Origin of the sequence: Paraburkholderia silviterrae (genome assembly GCF_004353915.1) — a bacterium.
Lineage (GTDB): Bacteria > Pseudomonadota > Gammaproteobacteria > Burkholderiales > Burkholderiaceae > Paraburkholderia > Paraburkholderia silviterrae.
Genome location: NZ_SMRP01000002.1, coordinates 46936 through 67885, shown reverse-complemented (window position 1 = coordinate 67885; position 20950 = coordinate 46936). Strand labels below are relative to the sequence as shown.

At 62.7% G+C, this 20950-nt stretch carries 23 protein-coding genes; 14 read left to right on the top strand and 9 right to left on the bottom strand.

Features of this window, described 5'->3' with window-relative positions; translation table 11 throughout:
- Positions 1-22 precede the first annotated feature (22 nt).
- Positions 23-523 (top strand): hypothetical protein, encoded by a 501-nt coding sequence (locus tag EYW47_RS04435; protein WP_205710020.1) that lies wholly within the window; start codon positions 23-25, stop codon positions 521-523.
- 307 nt (positions 524-830) lie between these two features.
- Here EYW47_RS04435 and EYW47_RS04430 read toward each other — a convergent pair whose 3' ends face one another.
- Entirely contained in the window at positions 831-1640 is an 810-nt protein-coding gene (locus EYW47_RS04430; protein WP_133193683.1) for a hypothetical protein, read from the bottom strand.
- 70 nt (positions 1641-1710) lie between these two features.
- Here EYW47_RS04430 and EYW47_RS04425 point away from each other — a divergent pair, with 70 nt between their 5' ends.
- The gene (locus EYW47_RS04425) at positions 1711-2022 is read left to right on the top strand and encodes a hypothetical protein (RefSeq protein ID WP_133193682.1); all 312 of its coding nucleotides are present in this window, start codon (positions 1711-1713) and stop codon (positions 2020-2022) included.
- Between the two features lie 275 nt (positions 2023-2297).
- Here EYW47_RS04425 and EYW47_RS04420 read toward each other — a convergent pair whose 3' ends face one another.
- Together EYW47_RS04420 and EYW47_RS04415 are read right to left on the bottom strand one after the other, a co-directional pair.
- Positions 2298-2609, bottom strand: coding sequence for a DUF4148 domain-containing protein (locus EYW47_RS04420; RefSeq protein WP_133193681.1), 312 nt, complete (start codon positions 2607-2609; stop codon positions 2298-2300).
- Positions 2610-2830: 221 nt separating this feature from the next.
- On the bottom strand, positions 2831-3382 hold the full coding sequence (locus EYW47_RS04415; protein WP_133193680.1) for a recombinase family protein: 552 nt from the start codon (positions 3380-3382) through the stop codon (positions 2831-2833).
- 26 nt (positions 3383-3408) lie between these two features.
- Between EYW47_RS04415 and EYW47_RS04410 the strand changes: the two genes are divergently transcribed.
- Entirely contained in the window at positions 3409-3708 is a 300-nt protein-coding gene (locus EYW47_RS04410) for a hypothetical protein (protein WP_133193679.1), read from the top strand.
- 343 nt (positions 3709-4051) lie between these two features.
- On the opposite strand, the gene EYW47_RS04405 is transcribed toward EYW47_RS04410, so the two are convergent.
- Complete coding sequence (locus tag EYW47_RS04405; protein ID WP_133193678.1) at positions 4052-4453, bottom strand: type II toxin-antitoxin system HicB family antitoxin; 402 nt, start codon at positions 4451-4453, stop codon at positions 4052-4054.
- Positions 4454-4526: 73 nt separating this feature from the next.
- Positions 4527-4709 (bottom strand): type II toxin-antitoxin system HicA family toxin, encoded by a 183-nt coding sequence (locus EYW47_RS04400; protein WP_133193677.1) that lies wholly within the window; start codon positions 4707-4709, stop codon positions 4527-4529.
- 506 nt (positions 4710-5215) lie between these two features.
- On the opposite strand from EYW47_RS04400, the gene EYW47_RS04395 reads away from it, so the two are divergent.
- On the top strand, positions 5216-5542 hold the full coding sequence (locus EYW47_RS04395) for an FxLYD domain-containing protein (protein WP_133193676.1): 327 nt from the start codon (positions 5216-5218) through the stop codon (positions 5540-5542).
- A 163-nt stretch (positions 5543-5705) separates the two neighbouring features.
- Here EYW47_RS04395 and EYW47_RS04390 read toward each other — a convergent pair whose 3' ends face one another.
- The 3 genes from EYW47_RS04390 to acs form a co-directional block, all read right to left on the bottom strand.
- The gene (locus tag EYW47_RS04390; RefSeq protein ID WP_133193675.1) at positions 5706-7724 is read right to left on the bottom strand and encodes a sodium:solute symporter family protein; all 2019 of its coding nucleotides are present in this window, start codon (positions 7722-7724) and stop codon (positions 5706-5708) included.
- Positions 7721-8086, bottom strand: a complete 366-nt coding sequence (locus tag EYW47_RS04385; protein ID WP_133193674.1) for a DUF4212 domain-containing protein — start codon at positions 8084-8086, stop codon at positions 7721-7723. Before EYW47_RS04385 ends, EYW47_RS04390 begins: the two co-directional genes overlap by 4 nt.
- 159 nt (positions 8087-8245) lie before the next feature.
- Complete coding sequence (gene acs, locus EYW47_RS04380; RefSeq protein WP_133193673.1) at positions 8246-10228, bottom strand: acetate--CoA ligase; 1983 nt, start codon at positions 10226-10228, stop codon at positions 8246-8248.
- Positions 10229-10626: 398 nt separating this feature from the next.
- Between acs and EYW47_RS04375 the strand changes: the two genes are divergently transcribed.
- The 9 genes from EYW47_RS04375 to EYW47_RS04335 all read left to right on the top strand — a co-directional run bounded on the left by EYW47_RS04375 (position 10627) and on the right by EYW47_RS04335 (position 18437).
- Positions 10627-11532: a DMT family transporter gene (locus EYW47_RS04375; protein WP_133193672.1), complete on the top strand. Its 906-nt coding sequence runs from the start codon at positions 10627-10629 to the stop codon at positions 11530-11532.
- A gap of 208 nt (positions 11533-11740) precedes the next feature.
- Entirely contained in the window at positions 11741-12358 is a 618-nt protein-coding gene (locus EYW47_RS04370) for a TIGR00645 family protein (RefSeq protein WP_133193671.1), read from the top strand.
- Positions 12359-12426: 68 nt separating this feature from the next.
- Positions 12427-13950, top strand: coding sequence for a fumarate hydratase (locus tag EYW47_RS04365; RefSeq protein WP_133193670.1), 1524 nt, complete (start codon positions 12427-12429; stop codon positions 13948-13950).
- 294 nt (positions 13951-14244) lie between these two features.
- On the top strand, positions 14245-14724 hold the full coding sequence (bfr, locus tag EYW47_RS04360; RefSeq protein WP_133193669.1) for a bacterioferritin: 480 nt from the start codon (positions 14245-14247) through the stop codon (positions 14722-14724).
- Positions 14724-15596: a glutamate racemase gene (gene murI / locus EYW47_RS04355; protein WP_133193668.1), complete on the top strand. Its 873-nt coding sequence runs from the start codon at positions 14724-14726 to the stop codon at positions 15594-15596. Before bfr ends, murI begins: the two co-directional genes overlap by 1 nt.
- A 293-nt stretch (positions 15597-15889) precedes the next feature.
- A complete protein-coding gene (locus EYW47_RS04350; RefSeq protein ID WP_133193667.1) occupies positions 15890-16141 on the top strand; it encodes a (2Fe-2S)-binding protein in 252 nt (83 codons plus the stop codon).
- Positions 16142-16416: 275 nt separating this feature from the next.
- The gene (locus tag EYW47_RS04345) at positions 16417-17166 is read left to right on the top strand and encodes an energy transducer TonB (RefSeq protein WP_133193666.1); all 750 of its coding nucleotides are present in this window, start codon (positions 16417-16419) and stop codon (positions 17164-17166) included.
- A 107-nt stretch (positions 17167-17273) separates the two neighbouring features.
- Positions 17274-17999 carry a MotA/TolQ/ExbB proton channel family protein gene (locus tag EYW47_RS04340; protein WP_133193665.1) on the top strand — a complete coding sequence of 242 codons (726 nt, stop codon included), beginning with the start codon at positions 17274-17276 and terminating at the stop codon, positions 17997-17999.
- A gap of 18 nt (positions 18000-18017) precedes the next feature.
- Positions 18018-18437, top strand: coding sequence for an ExbD/TolR family protein (locus EYW47_RS04335; RefSeq protein WP_133193664.1), 420 nt, complete (start codon positions 18018-18020; stop codon positions 18435-18437).
- A gap of 429 nt (positions 18438-18866) precedes the next feature.
- Here EYW47_RS04335 and EYW47_RS04330 read toward each other — a convergent pair whose 3' ends face one another.
- Positions 18867-19907, bottom strand: coding sequence for a LysR family transcriptional regulator (locus EYW47_RS04330; RefSeq protein WP_133193663.1), 1041 nt, complete (start codon positions 19905-19907; stop codon positions 18867-18869).
- Between the two features lie 122 nt (positions 19908-20029).
- Between EYW47_RS04330 and EYW47_RS04325 the strand changes: the two genes are divergently transcribed.
- A complete protein-coding gene (locus EYW47_RS04325) occupies positions 20030-20911 on the top strand; it encodes a pirin family protein (RefSeq protein WP_133193662.1) in 882 nt (293 codons plus the stop codon).
- Positions 20912-20950: the final 39 nt, after the last annotated feature.

Genomic DNA, 20950 nt, shown 5'->3' with positions numbered 1-20950 from the left:
CACCGACAGAAGCGGAGGCTGTGTGAACCTTGTTCGGACCTATCAGCGAGAACTGCTGGAAATGCTCGCCCAGAGCTACCCCAGGCCGCACGACGTCCGGCAGCTACTCAACGAGATGGACGACGCCGCGGCGAAGCGCTATGCCGCCAACCTAATCTACCTCGAGGAACACGGCTTGGCCGAGAGTGCGATCAAGTATGGGATGGACGGGCACGTGGCGAGCGGCTTGCCTCGCATCACAGCCAAGGGGATGGACTTCTTGGCTGACGACGGCGGCCTGTCGGCCATCCTCGGTGTCGTGACGGTCAAGCTCCACGAGGACACGCTGAAGGAGTTGATTGGGAATCGCATTGCAGAGTCCGATCTGCCGGCGCCAGAGAAGAATCGCCTGCTCGACCAGTTGGAGTCACTGCCGGGTGAGACGATCAAACATCTCACGTTCAAGCTCGTTGACGCGGGACTAGCAAATTGGCCCGCGGCCCTTCAAGCAATAGAGCAGTTCGTTCACCGTGGCATCAGCTAGCCGGGGGCGCGCTTTGGCATCCGCTGGACAAAGACGGGCGGCCATGGTCTGACATCGAGGTGGTTTGGTGGGAGCTATCCTGGCGATTGGCACGGGCAGCGCGAGGCGTTGTCAACGTGTTCGGACCTCGTCGACTCGTTGAAGACCGGCCCATCGAGGAATTTCGCCACAAGTACGCTACTGGTGCCCATGCGAACACGATCTTCGAAAAAATTGAGTTGCCCGAACTCGAACAGAATCCTTTGATAACGTCCATTTTTTATAACGGCCAGCGGTTCAGTTGAACTGCTAGCGTCATATTTGTGCATCAGGGGGTTGTATTACACCGGTGGTCTGCGGACGAAATGCCCACGGGAGGGCAATGTGGTGGCCTTCGCGGATCTAAGACCATCGGCGCCGTCGTCCATCCCGGAAAGTCCTCGATCGTCTTCTCATCAGTAACGGCTGAAACGCGGTCGCCATCACTGGATTGGCCGTCAGAGTTCCTCGGGCAAGATATTTTCATCGGGTCTTTAGTGTCCGTCAGCCACATGAAGTGCCTAAATTGCGATGGTTCTGGTTGAATTGTGGCGAATTCAGTCGGTACTGCAAGGATGGTCACCTTACCCTTTGAGGTTCCCCCTCGATTTTCAGCGTCGGCACTTGCGGTAAAAATCACTTGGTACATCGGTTTTGGCGTGTCTATATACGTGACAGACCAAGCCCCCCCATGTCCATTCAATTGAATGTCATCGACAGACATGCCGCAAAGGACAAAGCCCGGTGGCGTGGGTACGTTATGCACCAATTGAAATCCGTGGTTAAACCAACCAGCATCTGAGCTAACCACGCGAAAAACAGTCCCCATTGCTGCTTGCCATTGCGCAACGTGTCCCGAATTGACTTCAATTTGGACTTGCCATCGCTTGACAGTGAAAACCACTTCGCCGTCAGGTAGGCGGTTGTCGGGCCACGAAAATTGGGGTAATGCTTGCGCAAATACGACTGTTGCTAGTGCGCTCATACCCGTGAGAATAGCCGCTCTCACCAACAGGTATCGTCTGGTTCGCATGAAGGGCTCGCTCGCTAATTCTTGCGACAGCATAGGAACAACATTGGGCACATAATGCAGCGACAACTTATCTTGTTATGTGGGAAGACGTACAGAATTGCCTCGGTTACGCGTTCTCTTGATTCGGATTTGGAAAATGAGCCTCGTGCCATCAGTCGTCGGAGCCGTTGCCACTACCAACGCCGCAGAAGTCGGCATTTCCGGACGCCTCCTCATTTCCATTGCAGCGGCCGTGCTGTTCGGCCTGATCGGGCTCGTGCCATTGCTTGGAGACGAGCCGAAGACGAAGCCCGCGCCGCCGGCTTGGACTGTTGTAGATGCAGGACGAGACGCCCAGTCGCCGATCGAAGCGCGACTGCGGCGCGATGATTTGACCATCGACGGTGAAGTCAGAGAGATCAAGGAGCCGCCCAAACTGGCCGGCGCCGATCAACGGTGGGGGCGGTAGACGCGCAACACTGGGGCAGATTCAGTTCGCTCCGGTCGAACGATGCCCGGCTGCGAGGGTTCATCTGAAAAAGCGCCCGGGCCATAAGGCCCGAGCGAAGCCATCAGGAGCCCAATGGCGGAGGTGTTCGAAATGTGGCTGGCTCGCTGCCGGATATTGCCGCGTTTAGCGAGCCAGTTCTTTAAACAGGAACGCGCTGGGGTGCTGCGCGCTCGGACTGCGATGCTCAGGCCAGATACTTTTGGCGTCCCACCTGTGCGTCCAAAATCAATTCATTACGGGTGGTTGTACATCGCGTTCCAGTCGGCCTTCGACACAGCCGGACGACCTGCGTCCGACGAACCGCTCGCGACACCACCGTAACCGCTCGTTGCGCCGTTTTGCGCAGCCACCTTGGCTTCAGCGGCAAGAATGTCGTCGGGGTAGTGCGGGTCATTACCGCGAGCGGGGCTGTAGCCAGCCTTTTCGAGTTGCACGAGCTCCGCACGCACCTGGGCGCGGGTCACTGGGCCGTTCGACTGGGCGAACGAAGCAACGGGGACGATAAGAGCAGCGGCAAGAGCAACGGCCTGGATCAGGGATTTCATGATTACTACCTCCAATGACTTTTGTGGGCGGTGCGACAACTTGTCTGCATCCGATGACCAAAGTCTAGGAGGATCACGCTCTAGGGTTAACCCCCAGCATTCGAAGACATCTTTCCAGCTGGTCGCAGAATGCTGGCATGCCCGCGCAAACGCCCGTCCAGCAAGGCGAAGCAGCACGTGGGCTGGGAGCCGCGACGAGCTTTCTGGCTTTGGGCGGCCGTCTACGCTCCCGCGCCCCGAACGCGCATGATCGTTTGGCGACTTGTAGAAAACTCCCGGGCAAGCGCCGCAATGCTCTCTCCAGCCGCCAGCCGGTCCAGTACGACACGGCGCTGATCAGCCGACAATGCGGATGGGCGTCCAAATTCCTTCCCTTCAGCTTTCGCCCGCCGCAATCCGGCCTGTGTCCGCTCAATCAGCAAGTCGCGCTCAAACTCTGCTACTGCCGAAATGACCTGCATCGTCATGCGGCCAGCGGGGCTGGTAAGGTCAACGCCGCCGAGCGCCAGGCAATGCACCCGGACACCGGTTGCTGCCAACTGTTCGACTGTTGACCGCACGTCCATCGCATTGCGTCCAAAGCGATCGAGCTTGGTCACGACGAGAACGTCGCCCGGCTCGAGACGATCGAGCAGCTTGCTGAAGCCTGGACGGTCCTGCGCCGCCACTGATCCGCTAATCGCCTCCTCGATGATCCGACGGCTTTCGATGGCGAAACCAGCGGCCTCAATCTCCCTGCGCTGATTCTCCGTCGTCCGGTCGGTAGTCGACACCCGGCAGTAAGCAAAGACTCGTAGCGGTGTTCACGAAGGACAACGCGCGACGAGGGGATTTGTTTGTCTTCGCAGCCTTTGGGACAGGAGTGCTGTTTCTACTGCTTATCGGGGGTGCCATGGCCGCATCTAAAAGTGCTGATGAGCGCGCAAGCCTCGAGGAACTTCTTTACCTCACCAACTATGAGGTAGAACATCGAAACTACGAACGCGCGCTGATGTTCTTGGAGGACGCTAAGTTGAGACTTCAGACGACCGATGACCGACGCAAAGACCTCGACAATCGCGAAGAGCAGATTAGGAAAATGCAAGTGGGCGCGCAGTAGACCAAGTGTTCGTTGTGAGCGAGCAGGGTTCACGTCCTGCGAATTTGAAACCGGTTGCAAGCTCTTCCGGTACACAACTGCTGGTACACTGATATTTCGCATGCAGGATTAAGTCGCTGATTTTTATGGGATTTCTTTGCGCGGGGAGCCTGCCCCTCTCTCCGCCAAAAGATATAAAAGGCTTCCCACAAGGAAGCCTTTTTCATTTATGCGATTCAATCGGGCTTAGGCGATCCGTTCCCGCTTCAACGAGCTTGGGCTCTATCGGCGCCGAAAAAAACAAAGGTCCGCATGGATAGCGAGCCTTCTCGATTGACAATCGCTTCAGCCAGCCACGTACAGGCTATTCATGCGCAAGCGCCTCTAAAGCCGCGCGCGCCAGAAATCCACTCCTTGTTTCGTGCCGCTTCTCGACGTAGGAGTCGATCTTGCGCAAAACGAACCGGGGAAGGCTAATGTTGATCCTTTCCGGCTTGTTGTCCAGCCTGCTCAAGTCGACCTCAACCAATGCCCAGATTGCGCCCGCGTATTCTGGATTTGCCGCCAGCTCTTCAATGGTCGAACACGCGAAGCCAACGTCTTCACCGAGTTCAACCAACGTAGAAACGTGACCGGCAATCGCTTCTTTGGCATTTCTAATCGCATCATCGATGGTGTCGCCCCAGGAATGCACACCCGGAATGTCCGGGACAGTCACTCCATAGACGCTCCCATCGTCCTTATGAACTGCGATGGGAAATTCCATGTTGTCCTTCCTTGTAAAGTTGAACGATTCCGCTTTTCACGCGTTCCGCGACTAAGGGCTGGCGCGCAGCCAGTCACTTAAGGCCTGCGGCTTTGAGGATGCTCATGACCGTCCCGATCGGAAGATCCTTCTTCGGGTGCGGCACCGTCACGAGGCCTGCCTTTTCGGGGTGCTTAAAGTGATGATGGCTGCCGGTAACCCGTACCTGTTGCCAACCATCTCCCTCCAGCATCCGGATTAGCCCGGATGAGTTCATATTATCGATGCACTCGTGTGTATTTTTACACAAAACCACGCGACCACCAAATTTAATGTGGGCTCGTGTGTACGCGCAATGCTGAAATACTGTGTTTTTATACAGTATTCGGCGTCGTACAGCGCATCGAGCGATCGCGTTCGGGCTCATCCAGATCAACATGCCGACGTTTCGCCGTTCTCCCGGACAGTGCCGACGAACATGGGTGCCTCGAAGACGAGATAGCTAAAGGTCCAAATGCGGCCACTGCACCTCGATGCCCAGTCACCGCGCTCAGTTCCCGAGTCGGGTAGTCATCTGGGCGATCCCATTGCCCGAAGATGCCAGCGCGAAAAACTTGCCGCGAGGTCAATCGATCCAGCGACCGGGTTCCACCAGAAAATCCAAACCCCACACCACCAACCTGCGACCTAATCACCCTTTCCCTTTACCTTGATACATCTCAAGCCACGTCACACGCCGCTGCGCTTCAATATCACGACCCACAACTATCGAGAGGGGTCTACATGATGAAGAAGCTCATACTCGGAGCTATCCTGACCATCGCGGCGGCAGCAGCGCAGGCCAACGATGCGCTGCAGATCAGCGACCTGGGTGCCACCGTCTATGGTGGCGGCGGTAATGGCTATGTGACCGGCACGGCCACCAACACGACCGCAACCAGGATTCAGACCGCGACGATCGCGATCAACCTGCTCGATGCGAGCGGCGCGATCGTTGGCACCACATCGGCGACTGCCGCGGGCATTGAGCCGGGACAACAGTGGAAATTCCGCGCACCGACCACACAACCGTACAACCGCGCTGTGGTCGCCTCCGTCACCGCCTCGTAGCAGTATCGCCTCGCAAGCGCGGCGGCACCTCTCCGTGCCGCCGCTGCACCGCTCGATCTCCCCTCACCCCCACCCACCGGCCACAGCGGCGAAATACAAGGCATTGGCGGCACAGCCCTGAACGCACGTTACGCAGCGTAATGCCGCAAAGATCACGCCTTTGCTAAGGATGCCGAATATAATCCACCAGCGCGACCGAGTACTCATCCGGCTTGCGGTCGATCAGGCTAACAACGATCGTCGCCAGAAAGCCCGCCGGCACGCCGAACACACCAGAGCTGATCGGCTCGATGCCAAACCAGCGCGCGCCTTCGAAGCCCGTGAGCTGCGTAAAGAACGGATACGTCGATACGATGTAATAGATGCACACGGCAAGCCCGGCCACCATCCCTGCCACCGCACCAAGCCGCGTCGTGCGCTTCCAGAACACGCCTAGCACGAGCACCGGAAACAGACTCGAGGCCGCCAGCGAAAACGCCGCGCCCACCAGAAACAGAATATTCCCCGCGTTCAGCGAAGCCACCCACGAAGCAAACAGCGCCACACCCAGCAGCAGGATCTTCGACATGGTCACGCGCCGCTGGCTCGACGCATTCGGGTCCACCATGTGGTAGTACACGTCGTGCGAGAGCACGTTCGAGATCGTGAGCAGCAGCCCGTCCGCCGTGGAAAGCGCCGCCGCGAGCGCGCCCGAGGCCACGAGCCCCGACATCACATACGGCAGCCCCGCGATCTCGGGCGCCGCGAGCACCACCATGTCGGGCTGCATCTGGATGTCGCTCCAGTGCACGATGCCGTCGCCGTTGATGTCGGCTACGCCGATCATGGTCGGCTCCATGCGCCGCCACTGCATCACCCAATGCGGCAGGTCGGCAAAGTGCTGCCCCACCAGGTGCGAAAGGATCTCGAACTTGATGAGCACCGCGAGCACCGGCAACGTCAAATAGAACAACGCGACAAAGAACAGCGTCCACCCCACCGAGCGCCGCGCCGACGCCACCGTGGTCGTGGTGTTGTAGCGCGTGAGGATATGCGGCAGGCTCGCCGTGCCAAGCGAGAGGCACAGCAGCAGCGAAAGAAAATTGCGCTCGTGGATGCGCCGCGCTTCGTCGTTCTCCGCGGGAAACGGTTCGTGCATCGGCACGGCCGGCGCGGCGCGCGCGAGCAGATCGTCGCGTTGCTGCGTCCACGCCACGCGCGCGGCTTCGGGGTCGCGCGGAAAATGCGCGATCTCGTGCTCGAGCGAATCGATGTCGCGCAGCGGGCCGTTGTGGCGGCGCATGTCCGCGAGCGCAACAACGAGGCGCGTCTGCTCCTCGGCATACGACTGCGGCAGCGCGTCGAGCCGCGCTTGCCAGAGCGCCGCGCGGCGCGCGTACTCGTCGCGCACGTTCGCCTCCGCGCTGGTGTCGCGCACGTCGCGCTCGAGCGCCTCCACGCGCTGCATCACCTTGCCGTAATCGAGCTGCGGCAGCCAGCCAAGGCCATTTCGATGCGCGATCAACGAAACCGGAATCAGCATCGCCGCGATCAGGATGATGTATTGCGCGACCTGAGTCCACGTGACCGCCCGCATGCCGCCCAAAAAAGAGCACACGAGAATGCCGGCCAGCCCGCAGAAGATGCCGATGGCGAAGTCCACGCCGATGAAGCGCACCGCGATCAGCCCCACGCCCTGGATCTGCGCGACGAGATAGACGAACGAGCAGATGATCGTCGCCAGCACGGCAAGCGCGCGCACGAGGTTGCTCGAGAAGCGCGTACCGAGGAAGTCCGCGATGGTGTAGCGCGCGAGCTTGCGCACGTAGGGCGCGAGCAGGAACGCGACGAGGCAGTAGCCGCCCGTCCAGCCCATCAGGTAGGCGAGGCCATCGTAGCCGGTCGAGTAGAGCGAGCCCGCGAGGCCGATGAACGAGGCCGCCGAGAGCCAGTCGGCGGCGGTCGCCATGCCGTTGAAGAGCGAGGGCACGCGGCGTCCCGCGACGTAGTATTCGATGAGGTCCGAGGTGCGCGAGAGCAGCCCGATCACGGCATAGACGGCGATCGGCACGAACAGGAACACGTAACCGATCCACATGCCGGGGCCGGTGGCGAGCTCGATACGCCACATCACGAAGACAAAGGTGAGAAAGCCGAGCGTATAGAGCGCGTAGGAGCGGATCAGCCGGTGCGCGAGCTTCATCGTTGCGGCGCCTGGCTGGCGTCGCGAATGGCCGTTTCGGCTTCGCGCGCGGCTTGCAGCTCCCGGTCGGCGCGCTGCATCAGCACGATGTAGACGGCCACGAGCACGATATAGATGAGGATCGCCCCTTGCGCACCGATATAGAACGGCAGGCTGAAGCCGGCGAAACGCACGCCGTCGAGGGCGCGCGCAAACAACGGCACGATGAACGAGACGGCGAAACCGATGCTCATGAGCACGGCGATCAGCGCGACGTTGAAGCGCCAGTAGCGGCGATGCGCGAGCGCCATCGCCTCGCTCACCGCGGGCGGCTCAGGCAAGGGGTTGATGTTGTTCTGCGGTGTGCGGTGTGGCGCGGCCATGCGCCTGTTTAGCAAAAACGCGCATGGCCGGCAATTGGGAACATCCGCCTTGCGTGAGGCCGGAGTGAGGCGCGCGGTGCCCGGGGTCAGTGTTGAAACACCCACCCCGGCCATCGGAGTGCAATCAAGCCGCTATCGAAGCAGCTATCAAAGCAGCAATCAAAGCGACTCGCCGAGCTGATCGAGAATCGCCGGATTCTCGAGCGTGGAGGTGTCCTGCGTGATCGCCTCGCCCTTCGCGAGCGAGCGCAGCAGGCGCCGCATGATCTTGCCCGAGCGCGTCTTCGGCAGGTTCTCGCCGAAGCGGATGTCGCGGGGCTTGGCGATCGGCCCGATCTCCTTGCCCACCCAGGCGCGCAGTTCTGCGGCGAGCTTCACGGCATCCTCGCCCTGCGGGCGCGTCGCCTTGAGCACCACGAAGGCCACCACGGCTTCGCCGGTGGTGTCGTCGGGGCGGCCCACCACGGCGGCTTCGGCCACGAGCGGGTTCGCCACCAGCGCCGACTCGATCTCCATCGTGCCCAGACGGTGGCCCGAGACGTTCAGCACGTCGTCGATACGGCCCATGATCGTGAAGTTGCCGGTTTCCTTGTCGCGCACGCTGCCGTCGCCGGCCAGATACAGCTTGCCGCCGAGTTCCTCGGGGAAGTAGCCCGACTTGTAGCGCTCGGGTTGGCCCCAGACGTTGCGGATCATCGCGGGCCACGGGCGCTTCACGACGAGAATGCCGCCCTGCCCGTTGGGCACGTCCTGTCCGGTTTCGTCGACGATCGCCGCCATGATGCCCGGCAGCGGCAGCGTGCACGAGCCCGGCACGAGCGGCGTCGCGCCCGGCAGCGGCGTGATCATGTGGCCGCCGGTTTCGGTCTGCCACCAGGTGTCGACGATCGGGCAGCGCTTGCCGCCCACGTTCTCGTAGTACCACATCCACGCTTCGGGGTTGATCGGCTCGCCGACCGTGCCGAGGATGCGCAGCGAGGAGAGGTCATAGCTCTTCGGATGGATCTTCGCATCGGCTTCCGCGGACTTGATCAGCGAGCGGATGGCCGTGGGCGCCGTGTAGAACACCGTGACCTTGTGCTTCTGGATCATCTCCCAGAAGCGGCCCGCGTTCGGATACGTGGGGATGCCTTCGAACATCACCTGCGTCGCGCCGGTCGTGAGCGGCCCGTAGGCGATATAGCTGTGGCCCGTGACCCAGCCGATGTCGGCCGTGCACCAGAACACGTCGGTGGGCTTCCAGTCGAAGGTCCACTTCATGGTCTGCGCGGCCCACAGCAGGTAGCCGCCCGTGCTGTGCTGCACGCCCTTGGGCTTGCCGGTCGAGCCCGAGGTATAGAGGATGAAGAGCGGGTGCTCCGCGCCCACGGGCACCGGCGCGCAGGTGTCGCTCTCGGCTTGCGAGAGCTCATGCATCCAGTGGTCGCGGCCTTCGGTCCAGCCGGTCTTGCCGCCCGTGCGCTGGTAGACGATCACGCTCTTCACGGCCTCGCAGCCGCCCATGGCGATGGCTTCGTCGGCGATGTTCTTCAGCGGCAGCGCCTTGCCGCCGCGCATCTGCTCGTCGGCGGTGATGAGCGCGACCGCGCCCACGTCCACCATGCGCTCGTTGAGCGACTTCGACGAGAAGCCGCCGAACACCACCGAGTGCGTCGCGCCAATGCGCGCGCAGGCCTGCATGGCCACCACGCCTTCGACCGACATCGGCATGTAGATGACCACGCGGTCGCCCTTCTTCACGCCGCGCTTCTTGAGTGCGTTGGCGAAGCGCGAGACGCGCGAGAGCAGGTCCTGGTAGGTGATGTTGGTGACGGTGCCGTCGTCGGCTTCGAAGATGATCGCGACGCGCTCGCCGTTGCCCGCTTCCACATGGCGGTCGAGGCTGTTGTACGAGGCGTTGAGTTCGCCGTCCTCGAACCAAGTGTAGAACGGTGCCTTCGACTCGTCGAGCACCTTCGTGAAGGGCTTTTGCCACGTCAGCGTTTCGCGCGCGAGGCGCGCCCAGAAACCCTCGTAATCGCGTTCGGCTTCGGCGCACAGCGCCTTGTATGCGTCCATGCCGGACACCGTGGCGCCCGCCACCGTTTGCGCGGAAGGCGCAAACACGCGGTTTTCATGAAGAACCGATTCAATCGCAGACATCGACAACCCCTTGGTGAAGATGAAACGTCAATCTCGTGGACGCGCACAGGATCTTCGATCCCTGCGCGCGCCGTCTCCTTGCGCCGCCACGCCCCGGCTTCGATGCTCCGATGCCCGGCGCGTACGCGGCATTTTTCATTCCTGCGGCCGGGCCGCCTGGCCCGCCTCGCGTTGCAACTAGTTGCATCAAGTCGCAATCGCGCTCGTATGGCGTCGCGCGCGGACCCACACGCGCAAGATTAAGCGCAGCAACTTACCCGCTACTTACGCGGCGCACAACTTCGCGCATGGCGCATCGTCGAACGAGCGTGCCGACTGGGTGTGCGAACCGCCACACGATGACAGTCAGTTAAGCGGCCATTTAGAATGCTAACTGATCTGTGTGTCCGGATTCCAGCTTGAACCGTCATTCCCTTTTCCTTGTCGCCGCCATGCTGCTGGTGGGCAGCAATGTTGGCATCGGCAAAACGATCGTTGCGTTTTTACCCGTTCCTCTGTTTGCGCTGTTGCGCTTCGTAATCGCGCTCGCCGTGCTCTGGCCCCTGCTGCGCGTCGCGCGCATGCGGCGCGTGAAGCGTGGCGAATGGATCAATCTGTTCCTTCAGGCCCTCTTCGGTACATTCGGGTTTACGCTGCTGATGCTCGGCGGCGTGCATCGCACGAGCGCCGTCGCAGCCGGCGTCATCACGAGCACGATCCCGGCCGTGGTTGCGCTGTTCTCGTGGCTCTTCCTGCGCGAGCGGCCCGACGCGCGGGCGTTCGTGTCGATCGCGCTCGCCATTGCGGGCATCGCCGTCATCAATCTTGCGCATGTCGATGGCGGATCGCCCGATGCGGGGTCGTTCGTGGGCAACCTGATGGTGCTGGGCGCGGTGTGCTGCGAATCGTTCTATGTGATCCTCTCGCGCCGGCTCACGCAAACGCTCGCGCCGCTCGAAATCTGTGCATATACCCACCTGTTCGGCTTTGTGCTGATGCTGCCGGTCGGGTTGCCGAGCGCCCTGTCGTTCGCGCTGTCGCCCGATTATGCGAGCGTGCCCGCGAGCGTCTGGGCACTCGTGCTCTGGTATGGGCTCTCGGCCAGCGTGTTTTCGTTCTGCCTCTGGATGATGGGCATCCGCCATGTGCCGGGCAGCATCGCGGGGGTCTTCACCGCCGTGCTGCCGGTGGCGGCGGCGCTATACGGCATCGCCTTCCTTGGCGAGCGGCCCACGCCCGCGCATGGCATCGCGCTCGCCTGCGTGGTCGGCGGCATCGCGCTCGCGAGCCTGAAGACCAGGCGGCTGCCGCCCGTGGCGTCGTAAGTATTTCGTAATACTCGCCTGTCGGCGTCCCGGCGAAGCGGCGCGCCAACGCGTTACAATAGCGCCCGCCCGGCCCTCGCGGCCAGGCGGCGTGCGCAGCGCGACAAGGACTCGAAACTCGCCACGAGGCAAGAGGAGCCCCGGTCGCCGCACCCCACGCCGCCCGTGCCCAGGTCCGCGCCCGATTTCCGTCACTCGTGAAACGCCCATGTCCGCTGCACGTCCCCAGCCGCCGTCCGCCGCTCGCCCTCGCCGCATGCGCTTGCTGCCCAGCATCATCTTCATGAGCCGCTGGCTGCAGGTGCCGCTCTATCTTGGGCTGATCGTCGGGCAGACCGTCTACTGCGTGCTGTTCGTGAAGGAAGTCTGGCACCTCGTCACCCACGCCATGTCGCTCGACGAGACGAGCATCATGCTCGCCGTGCTCGGCCTGATCGATGTGGTGATGATCTCGAACCTGCTCATCATGGTGATCGTGGGCGGCTACGAAACCTTCGTCTCGCGCATGGGGCTCGAAGGCCACCCCGACGAGCCCGAATGGCTCGACCACGTGAACGCCGGCGTGCTCAAAGTGAAGCTCGCGATGGCGCTCATCAGCATTTCGTCGATTCATCTGCTGAAAACCTTCATCAATCCCGACGCGGTTTCCGAGCGCACGGTGATATGGCAAGTGGCCATTCACGTGGCCTTCCTGCTCTCCGCGCTGGTGATGGCGTGGATCGACCGCATCACCACGCATACGCACCCCGAGCACTACCACGACCTTGCCGCGCGCCATCCGGTGCCCACGAGCGCCGCAGTGCGCGAGGCGGCCGTATCAGACTGACTGCGCGGAGTAAAACCGGCGCGCCGATCACACGATTCAAAACACCCCTGTCCCCACAGAAGCTAGCCATGACCGTCATCAAACAGGAAGACCTGATCCAGAGCATTGCGGATTCGCTGCAATACATCAGCTACTACCATCCGCAGGATTACATCGAGGCGCTCGGCCGCGCGTACGAGCTCGAAGAGAGCCCGGCCGCGAAGGACGCGATCGCGCAGATCCTCACGAACAGCCGCATGTGCGCCGAAGGCAAGCGCCCGATCTGCCAGGACACCGGCATCGTCACGATCTTCGTGAAGGTCGGCATGGACGTGCGCTGGGACGGTGCCACGATGGGCGTCACCGACATGATCAACGAAGGCGTGCGCCGCGGTTACCTGAACCCGGACAACGTGCTGCGCGCCTCGATCGTGAGCCCGCCCGAAGGCGGCCGCAAGAACACGAAGGACAACACGCCGGCCGTGATCCACTACGAGATCGTGCCGGGCGACAAGGTCGACGTTCAGGTTGCGGCCAAGGGCGGCGGCTCGGAGAACAAGTCGAAGTTCGTGATGCTCAACCCGTCCGACTCGATCGTCGACTGGGTGCTCAAGACCGTGCCGACGATGGGCGCGGGCTGGTGCCCGCCGGGCATGCTCGGCATCGGCATCGGCGGCACCGCTGAGAAGGCGATGCTGATGGCGAAGGAATCGTTGATGGAATCCATCGACATCCAGGACATCATCAAGCGCGGCCCGAAGGACTGGGTCGAAGAGTTGCGCGTGGAACTGCACGAGAAGGTCAACGCGCTCGGCATCGGCGCGCAGGGTCTGGGCGGTCTCGCCACCGTGCTCGACGTGAAGATTCACGCGGCTCCCACGCACGCGGCTTCGAAGCCCGTCGCGATGATCCCGAACTGCGCCGCCACGCGCCACGCGCACTTCGTGCTCGACGGCTCGGGTCCGGCCAAGCTCGAAGCGCCGTCGCTCGACGCATGGCCGAAGGTCAACTGGGAACCGAACACGGAAACCAGCAAGCGCGTCGATCTGAACACGCTCACGCCTGAAGAAGTCGCTTCGTGGAAGCCGGGCCAGACGCTCCTGCTCTCGGGCAAGATGCTCACGGGCCGCGACGCCGCGCACAAGCGCATCGCCGACATGCTCGCCAAGGGCGAGAAGCTGCCGGTGGACTTCAAGAACCGCGTGATCTACTACGTCGGCCCGGTCGATCCGGTGCGCGACGAAGTGGTCGGCCCGGCAGGCCCCACCACCGCCACGCGCATGGACAAGTTCACTGAGCTGATGCTCTCGCAAACGGGCCTCATCTCGATGGTGGGCAAGGCCGAGCGCGGCCCGGTCGCGATCGAGGCGATCAAGAAGCACAAGGCGGCCTACCTGATGGCCGTGGGCGGCGCGGCTTACCTCGTTTCGAAGGCGATCCGCGGCTCGAAGGTCCTCGCGTTCGAAGACCTCGGCATGGAAGCCATTTACGAGTTCGACGTGCAGGACATGCCGGTGACGGTCGCCGTGGATTCGTCGGGCACCTCGGTCCACAAGACCGGCCCCGCCGAATGGCAGGCGAAGATCGGCAAAATTCCGGTCGCGACGGCCTGATGCGCAACTGATGCCTGTTGATCGGCTGGTAGTTGATTCAGCCGATGCAAAGACCGGGGCCCAGCGCCCCGGTTTTTTTTGATTAACGCTTGAGTAACGGCCGAGTATCGGCTGAGTAATGGCCGAGTAGCGACTGAGTAACGCGAAGCGGACTGAGATTAATTCGCAGGACGGCACAAATGCCTGATTCAGGCCGGATTTCGGTGCAGATTTGGCCTTGGCTTTTACGGATCGAGCGTTTATTGTTTGAAACCAGTCTTCGAACTACTGCCCCACCAAAGAAGGAACAAAATCATGCAAGGCGATAAAAAAGTCATCGAATACCTGAACGCGCAGCTCAAGAACGAGCTGACCGCCATCAATCAGTATTTCCTGCATGCCCGCATGTACAAGCACTGGGGCCTCGAGAAGCTCGGCAAGCACGAGTACGACGAATCGATCGGCGAAATGAAGCACGCCGACTTGCTCATCGAGCGCATCTTCATGCTCGACGGCCTGCCCAATCTGCAAGACCTGCACAAGTTGCTGATCGGCGAAGAGACCAAGGAAATCCTCGAATGCGATCTGAAGCTCGAGCAGATTTCGCAGTCCACCTGCAAGGAAGCCATCGTCTATTGCGAGTCCGTGCGCGACTTCATCTCGCGCGAGATTTTCGTGAAGATCCTCGACGACACCGAAGAGCACATCGACTGGCTCGAAACCCAGCTCGACCTCATCGACAAGGTCGGCATCCAGAACTACCAGCAATCGGCGATGGGTTCGGTCGAGTCCTGATGAACCCAACGGCCTCCTACTGCGACGCGCCCATCGGCATCTTCGATTCCGGGCTCGGCGGCCTCTCGGTGCTGCGCGCCGTGCGCGCGCATTTGCCCGCCGAGCAGATCGTCTATGTGGCCGACTCACGCTATGCGCCCTACGGCGCGCGCGACGACGACTTCATCGCCGACCGCACGCTCGCCATCTGCGAATGGCTCGTCGCGCAGGGAGCCAAGGCGCTCGTCGTGGCCTGCAATACCGCGACCGCGCAGTCCATCGCGCTCGTGCGTGAACGGCTGTCCATCCCGCTCGTGGGCGTGGAGCCCGGCATCAAGCCCGCCGCATCGATCTCGAAGTCGCGCGTGGCCGGCGTGCTCGCCACCCAGGTGACGCTGCGCAGCGCGCGTTTTCAGGCGCTGGTCGAGCGTCACGCCGCCGATCTGCGCGTGCTGTGCCAGCCGGGCCACGGCCTCGTGGAAGCGGTCGAGCGCTGCGACGTGAGCTCGCCGGCGCTCGTCGAGCTGCTGCGCGGCTACGTGCAGCCGATGCTCGACGCCGGCGCGGACACCCTCGTGCTCGGCTGCACGCACTACCCCTTTCTCGATATGGCCATCCGCTCGATCGTGGGCGAGAGCATGACGCTCGTGGATACGAGCGTCGCCATCGCGCGCCAGCTCGAGCGCGTGCTCGATCAGCATGGCTTGCGCGCCCAACCGGCCACCCCTGGTGACGGCAGCACGGCCAGCGGCACGCCGGCGCGCTTCTGCTCGACGAGCGACGGCGCCCACTTGCGGATGCTCGCGGCGGCGCTGCTCGGCATCGACGCGCGAGTCGAATGCGTGAGCATTCCTTCGCGACGCACGCGCGAACTCGAAGCCGACGCCGCCTGAGTCGCTCACGCACAACGACCTCTCCGCCAGCGGCGACCCAGGTCTCATTCCGGCCCCCGTTTTCCGCTCGCCGCCCATCTTCCCTGCCCCAACCGCCCCCTCCCGCGCCCGCCGGGACTCCGCCTTCCGGCCCTGCTTTATCCCCATCACACCGGGTCCCCAGCCCGCTTTGATTCACAGCAAAATCCCTGCTAAGGGTCCGGTTTTGTTACAAAAAATCCGTCTGCGCGCTTGCCAAAGCGGACAAACATAATGATAATAATTCGCATTACCCCTATCTATTGCGGTCCATCATGATTGTCTGCGTGTGCAAGTCCGTCTCCGACCGGACGATTCGTGCCTCCATCGCGGAGGGCATGGACTCTTTCGACGAGTTGCAGTTCGAACTCGGCGTCGCGACCTGCTGCGGCAAGTGCGAAGAATCCGTTCGCGAAGTGATGGCGCAAAGCGGCGCCTGCGCAACCCGCTGCGGCGTGAGCCATGCGCATCCGGTCGCCGTGCCGCAGGCCGTCCCCCTCACGTTCTACGAGCGCAAGGCCGCCTGAGAACCACAAGGCGCGTCTCGCCCTTTGCGGCGCGCGCCTTTGCTGCACCGCTCGCACGCTTTACGCCCGGGCGCTTTACTGCCGACAGCAAGCCAGTTTCACGACCAGCCAGCTAGCCCCCGTTTCCTTCTAAAGAGGAGTTTACCGGGATGGAATTGCTGATCGGATTCGTGACCACCGTGTGCATCTCGCTGTTGATCTTTCGCAAATAAAGCCGCCCGTCGCGACGCGTTGCCCTGCCAGCGCGCCGTCGTCTTTCGGACGGCCACGCTAACATGCAGGCTTCCCAAACCACCGCCAACGCGCCAGTGCTTCCCGCTTTTCTTACGTCAGGCACGCATCGCCGCGCCGTGACCGCTGGCGCGATCGTCATCGCGCTGCACGCCACGCTCATTGCCGTCGTCCTGACCCAACGCAACGTCGCGACGCCCGTTGCGCTCGAATCCCGCACGATCACGGCCGAACTGCTCCAGCCGGAGCCGGTGGCCGCGCCGGCCGCAATCCAGTCGACACCCACGCCGCCGCCCAAGCCAGTGCCGCACGTGAGCCGCGAAAAACCCAAGGTTCAGCCAAAACCAAAGCCAACGCCCACACCGCTGCCGGTGACCGACGCACCCTCGCAGCACGTGGCCGAGGCACCCGCGCCCGCCGAACCGGCGCCACCCGCCCCCGCGCCGTCCACTGCAGCGCCAGCGCCGCAGGCCGCCGCTCCCGCACAAGGCAAACCGACGATGGCGCTCACCGCGCCCAAGAACGTCTCGCATCTGGACTGCAACATCGTTCAGCCCGACTACCCGATGCTCTCGAAGCGCCGCGGCGAGACCGGCGTCGCCTACGTGCACTTCGTGGTGGGGCTCACCGGCAAGCTCGAGAACATCGAGCTCAAGAAGAGCAGCGGCTACAGCCGCCTCGACGACGCCGCGCTCGCCGCCATGCGCAGCAGCGCGTGCAAGCCGTATATGGAAGACGGCCAGCCCGTGCGCGCGGCCTACACCCAGCCGTTCGATTTCAGCCTGCAAGATTGAGTCTTGCAGGCAAGGGGCCGCTGCGGGCCGCCGCGCGCGCGATGCGGCCGCCTGAGAACTGACCTGAGCATTGCACCGTTTAGACGAATTGAAATAGAGGAAAAACCATGCAGAACTACGGTATCGCCCACGTCTGGGCGCAAGGGGATTTCGTGACGCGCGGCATCGCGCTCGCGCTGTTGATCATGTCGGTGCTGTCGTGGTGCGTGATCGTCGTGAAGGGCTGGAACGTCGCGCGCCTGAAGCGCCTCACGAAGAACGCCGAGACCTCGTTCTGGCATTCGGAGGACTTCGCCGATGGCGTGAAGAAGCTCGGCAACGGCACGCGCGAGGACAACCCGTTCCTCGCCCTCGCCCTCTCGGGCCAGGAAGCCGCCGACCACCATCACCAGACGCAGCCGCATCTGCACGACCGCATGGACGTATCGGACTGGGTCACGCGCTGCCTGAAGGACACCATGGACGATTGCGTTGCGAAGATGCAGTCGGGCCTCGCGATCCTCGCCTCGATCGGCAGCACGGCGCCGTTCGTCGGCCTGTTCGGCACGGTATGGGGCATCTATCACGCACTGCTTACTATCGGCGCGACGGGCCAGACCTCGATCGACGCCGTTGCGGGCCCGGTGGGCGAGGCGCTGATCATGACGGCATTCGGCCTCTTTGTCGCAATTCCGGCGGTGCTCGGCTATAACGCGCTCACGCGCGGCAACAAGGCGGTCGTCACGAAGCTCAACCGCTTTGCGCACGGCCTGCATGCGTTCTTCGTGACGGGCGCGCATATCTCGTCGACGGCGAAGAACGGCAATCTGCGCGTCGCAGCGCGCAACCATTAACGAGCGGAGGCAAGCAACATGGCGATGAGCCCCTTTGCCAGCGACGACGACGATGGCCTCATGAACGAGATCAACATGACGCCGCTCGTCGACGTCATGTTGGTTCTCCTGATCGTTTTCATGGTGACGATTCCCGTGATCCGTCACGCCGTGAAGATCGATCTGCCGCATGCGAGCAGCCAGAAGGAAGACACCAAGCCCGCGCAGATCAACATATCGATCGAGGCGGACGGCACGGTGCTGTGGGACGGCGCGGCCGTCAGCGACGACGCGCTCAAAACGAAGATCGCCGCAGCAGCGCAACAGCAACCGCAGCCCGAGCTGCATCTGAACGCGGACCGCAAGGTCGCCTACGAGAAAGTTGCGCAGGTGATGTCCGCGGCGCAAAGCGGCGGCCTCACGAAGCTCGGCTTCGTCACCGATCCGGCCCGTCATTGAGCGTGCGAAAAGCGGTCTGACGCTTTTCGAAGTACCAAGTAAAAGGCCCTCATCGTCAGATGAGGGCCTTTTTTCGTGCGCACGCGGCGCATTCGGGCGGTGGCGACACTCCCCGACAATCGCTCGGTTCACGTCGGCACATGCGACATGCCGTGTTCGACACGGACTGCGCTTTCAGCCCTGAAGGCCCACTATGATAGCGGCCATCAATTCCCGCTCAAGACCGGTGCTTGGCGAGAAGGACTCCAATATATTCCTCTCGCTGCACACGTTCAATACTTCGGCCATTGAAAGTAACGATTGCCGACGACGCTTGAATGCCTAAATGCAAATTGCGCTTGGCGTGCGATGTGCATTGTCCCAAGTTTCATACAAGCGCACGCCCGTACGCGTTCGCAAAGCGTCTCCCTGTGATGCGCCACGTACGCTTCAAGCGGTTTCGATGTTGCGCACGGCCTTCGTGTGCGGCAGGCTGCTCTCGGCACCTGGCGCGCCTTTCCCAGCGCCCTCGCCCATCAGCGCAACGACATCGCTCCTGAGCGGGCATTCCTGCTGAAGGCTCTTGTCCGCATCGAGCACCTCGACCAGGTAGTCGACGAACGCGCGCACCGCGGGAACCATGCCCTGACGCGAGAGAAAGACCGCGTAGAGCTGCGGCACCGGCAGCGTCCAGCCCGGCATCACCGGCGAGAGCTTGCCCGAGCGCAGCGCGGCGCCATACATCATCTCCGGCAGCGCGGCGATGCCGAGGCCCTGCAGCACGGCCTCGCGAATCATCATGAGGTCGGCGGTGATCAGGCGCGGCTCGTGCTCGTGCGCGTGATGCTTGCCGTCCGGCGCGATCAGATGGAACACGTGACGGCCGTCGCTCGTGGGGGTGTCGAGCGTCTCGAAGCGTTCGAGATCTTCGGGCGTGAGCGGTGGCGCATTCTGCGCGAGCAGGCTCGGCGCGCCCACCAGCATCTGCTCGGTGCGCCACAGCGGCCGCACCACGATGTTGGCGTTCTCCGGCGGCTCCGAGCGCACGCGCAAGGCAATATCGACCGAATCCTCGAAGAGGTCGATCACGCGGTTCGTCACGCGCACCACCACCCGCACTTCCGGGAAGCGATGCATGAATTCGGGAATGATCTGCGCAAAGATGGTTTGCGAAAGCGTGACCGGCACGCTCACGCGCACCGTGCCGCGCGGCGACGAACGCAAGGACTGAACGACGTTCACCGCGGCCTGTGCCTCCGAGAGCATGGCGCGGCAATGCTGGTAGAAGAGCTCGCCCGCCTCGGTGAGCGCGAGCTTGCGCGTGGAGCGCTGCAACAGACGCACGCCGAGCGATGCCTCCAGCTCGCTCACCCGCCGCGAGAGCCGCGACTTCGAAATGCCGAGCACGCGTTCGGCCGCCGAGAATCCGCCGTGCTCCACCACCTGCGAGAAGTACATCAGGTCGTTCAGGTTGTGCGAATCGATTTTCATGTCGTCGTTCCAGCGATGGGACAATCCATTGCGATCAGGCGGTCAAACAGGCCAAATCGGCTACCTATAATAGCGGTTTGTTTCGCATATCGCGTAATTCCCATTTTTTCGAGGTGATATCCATGTCGGCCGTCCGTTCGATCGCCCACGTTTTTCCCGCGGTTCGCACCACCGAAGGCGGTGGATTCATCGTCCATCGCCCGTTCCCCACGCGCCAGCTGATGGATTTCGACCCGTTCCTGCTGCTCGACGAGATGGGGCCTGTCGATTACGCGCCCGGCGCGGCCATGGGCGCGCCCGACCATCCCCACCGCGGCTTCGAGACGGTCACCTATGCGCTCGAGGGGCGCTTCGGCCACAAGGACTCGGCAGGCCACTCCGGCACGCTCGGCCCCGGCGATGTTCAGTGGATGACGGCCGGCGCCGGCGTGGTCCACAGCGAGATGCCCGACCCCGAATTCGCGCGCACGGGCGGTCGCGTGCACGGCCTGCAGCTGTGGGTGAACCTGCCCGCGCGCGACAAGATGATCGCGCCGCGCTATCAGGAGATCTCGCACACGCGCATCCCGCAGGGGCAATCGGCCGACGGCAAGGCCACGGTCAAGGTGATCGCGGGCGAGTCGCTCGGCGTGAACGCGGCCATCGAGACGCGCACGCCCATCCTCTACCTGCACTTCACGCTCGCACCCGGCGCACGCGTGGAACAGCCGGTGCCCGCCAACTGGAATGTGTTCGCCTATGGCCTTTCCGGCACGGCGCAATATGGCGCGAACGATGAGGCTATCGGCGCGCAGCAGATGGTGACGTTCGCCGGCGACGGCGACACGGTCACGATTGCCGCGCCCGCCGACGCAACCGAGCCCGTCGAAGTCCTGCTGATCGGCGGCGTGCCGCTCAACGAGCCGGTCGTGCGCTACGGCCCGTTCGTGATGAGCACCGAGCAGGAGATTCGCGAGGCCGTGCTCGACTATCAGGCCGGGCGCATGGGGCGCATCGCGCACTGAATGCGCTTGAATGCACAGAGCGCACTGAAGCGCGCAGCG

Excerpts from the sequence above, each read along its gene's own strand:
- EYW47_RS04395 (WP_133193676.1), top strand. The coding sequence starts at position 5,216 with ATGATGAAGAAGCTCATACTCGGAGCTATCCTGACCATCGCGGCGGCA.
- EYW47_RS04405 (WP_133193678.1), bottom strand. The coding sequence starts at position 4,453 with ATGGAATTTCCCATCGCAGTTCATAAGGACGATGGGAGCGTCTATGGA.
- EYW47_RS04340 (WP_133193665.1), top strand. The coding sequence starts at position 17,274 with ATGCAGAACTACGGTATCGCCCACGTCTGGGCGCAAGGGGATTTCGTG.
- EYW47_RS04390 (WP_133193675.1), bottom strand. The coding sequence starts at position 7,724 with ATGAAGCTCGCGCACCGGCTGATCCGCTCCTACGCGCTCTATACGCTC.
- EYW47_RS04365 (WP_133193670.1), top strand. The coding sequence starts at position 12,427 with ATGACCGTCATCAAACAGGAAGACCTGATCCAGAGCATTGCGGATTCG.
- EYW47_RS04345 (WP_133193666.1), top strand. The coding sequence starts at position 16,417 with ATGCAGGCTTCCCAAACCACCGCCAACGCGCCAGTGCTTCCCGCTTTT.
- EYW47_RS04325 (WP_133193662.1), top strand. The coding sequence starts at position 20,030 with ATGTCGGCCGTCCGTTCGATCGCCCACGTTTTTCCCGCGGTTCGCACC.
- murI (WP_133193668.1), top strand. The coding sequence starts at position 14,724 with ATGAACCCAACGGCCTCCTACTGCGACGCGCCCATCGGCATCTTCGAT.
- EYW47_RS04400 (WP_133193677.1), bottom strand. The coding sequence starts at position 4,709 with ATGAACTCATCCGGGCTAATCCGGATGCTGGAGGGAGATGGTTGGCAA.
- EYW47_RS04420 (WP_133193681.1), bottom strand. The coding sequence starts at position 2,609 with ATGAAATCCCTGATCCAGGCCGTTGCTCTTGCCGCTGCTCTTATCGTC.
- EYW47_RS04425 (WP_133193682.1), top strand. The coding sequence starts at position 1,711 with ATGAGCCTCGTGCCATCAGTCGTCGGAGCCGTTGCCACTACCAACGCC.
- acs (WP_133193673.1), bottom strand. The coding sequence starts at position 10,228 with ATGTCTGCGATTGAATCGGTTCTTCATGAAAACCGCGTGTTTGCGCCT.
- EYW47_RS04385 (WP_133193674.1), bottom strand. The coding sequence starts at position 8,086 with ATGGCCGCGCCACACCGCACACCGCAGAACAACATCAACCCCTTGCCT.
- bfr (WP_133193669.1), top strand. The coding sequence starts at position 14,245 with ATGCAAGGCGATAAAAAAGTCATCGAATACCTGAACGCGCAGCTCAAG.
- EYW47_RS04335 (WP_133193664.1), top strand. The coding sequence starts at position 18,018 with ATGGCGATGAGCCCCTTTGCCAGCGACGACGACGATGGCCTCATGAAC.
- EYW47_RS04370 (WP_133193671.1), top strand. The coding sequence starts at position 11,741 with ATGTCCGCTGCACGTCCCCAGCCGCCGTCCGCCGCTCGCCCTCGCCGC.
- EYW47_RS04330 (WP_133193663.1), bottom strand. The coding sequence starts at position 19,907 with ATGAAAATCGATTCGCACAACCTGAACGACCTGATGTACTTCTCGCAG.
- EYW47_RS04350 (WP_133193667.1), top strand. The coding sequence starts at position 15,890 with ATGATTGTCTGCGTGTGCAAGTCCGTCTCCGACCGGACGATTCGTGCC.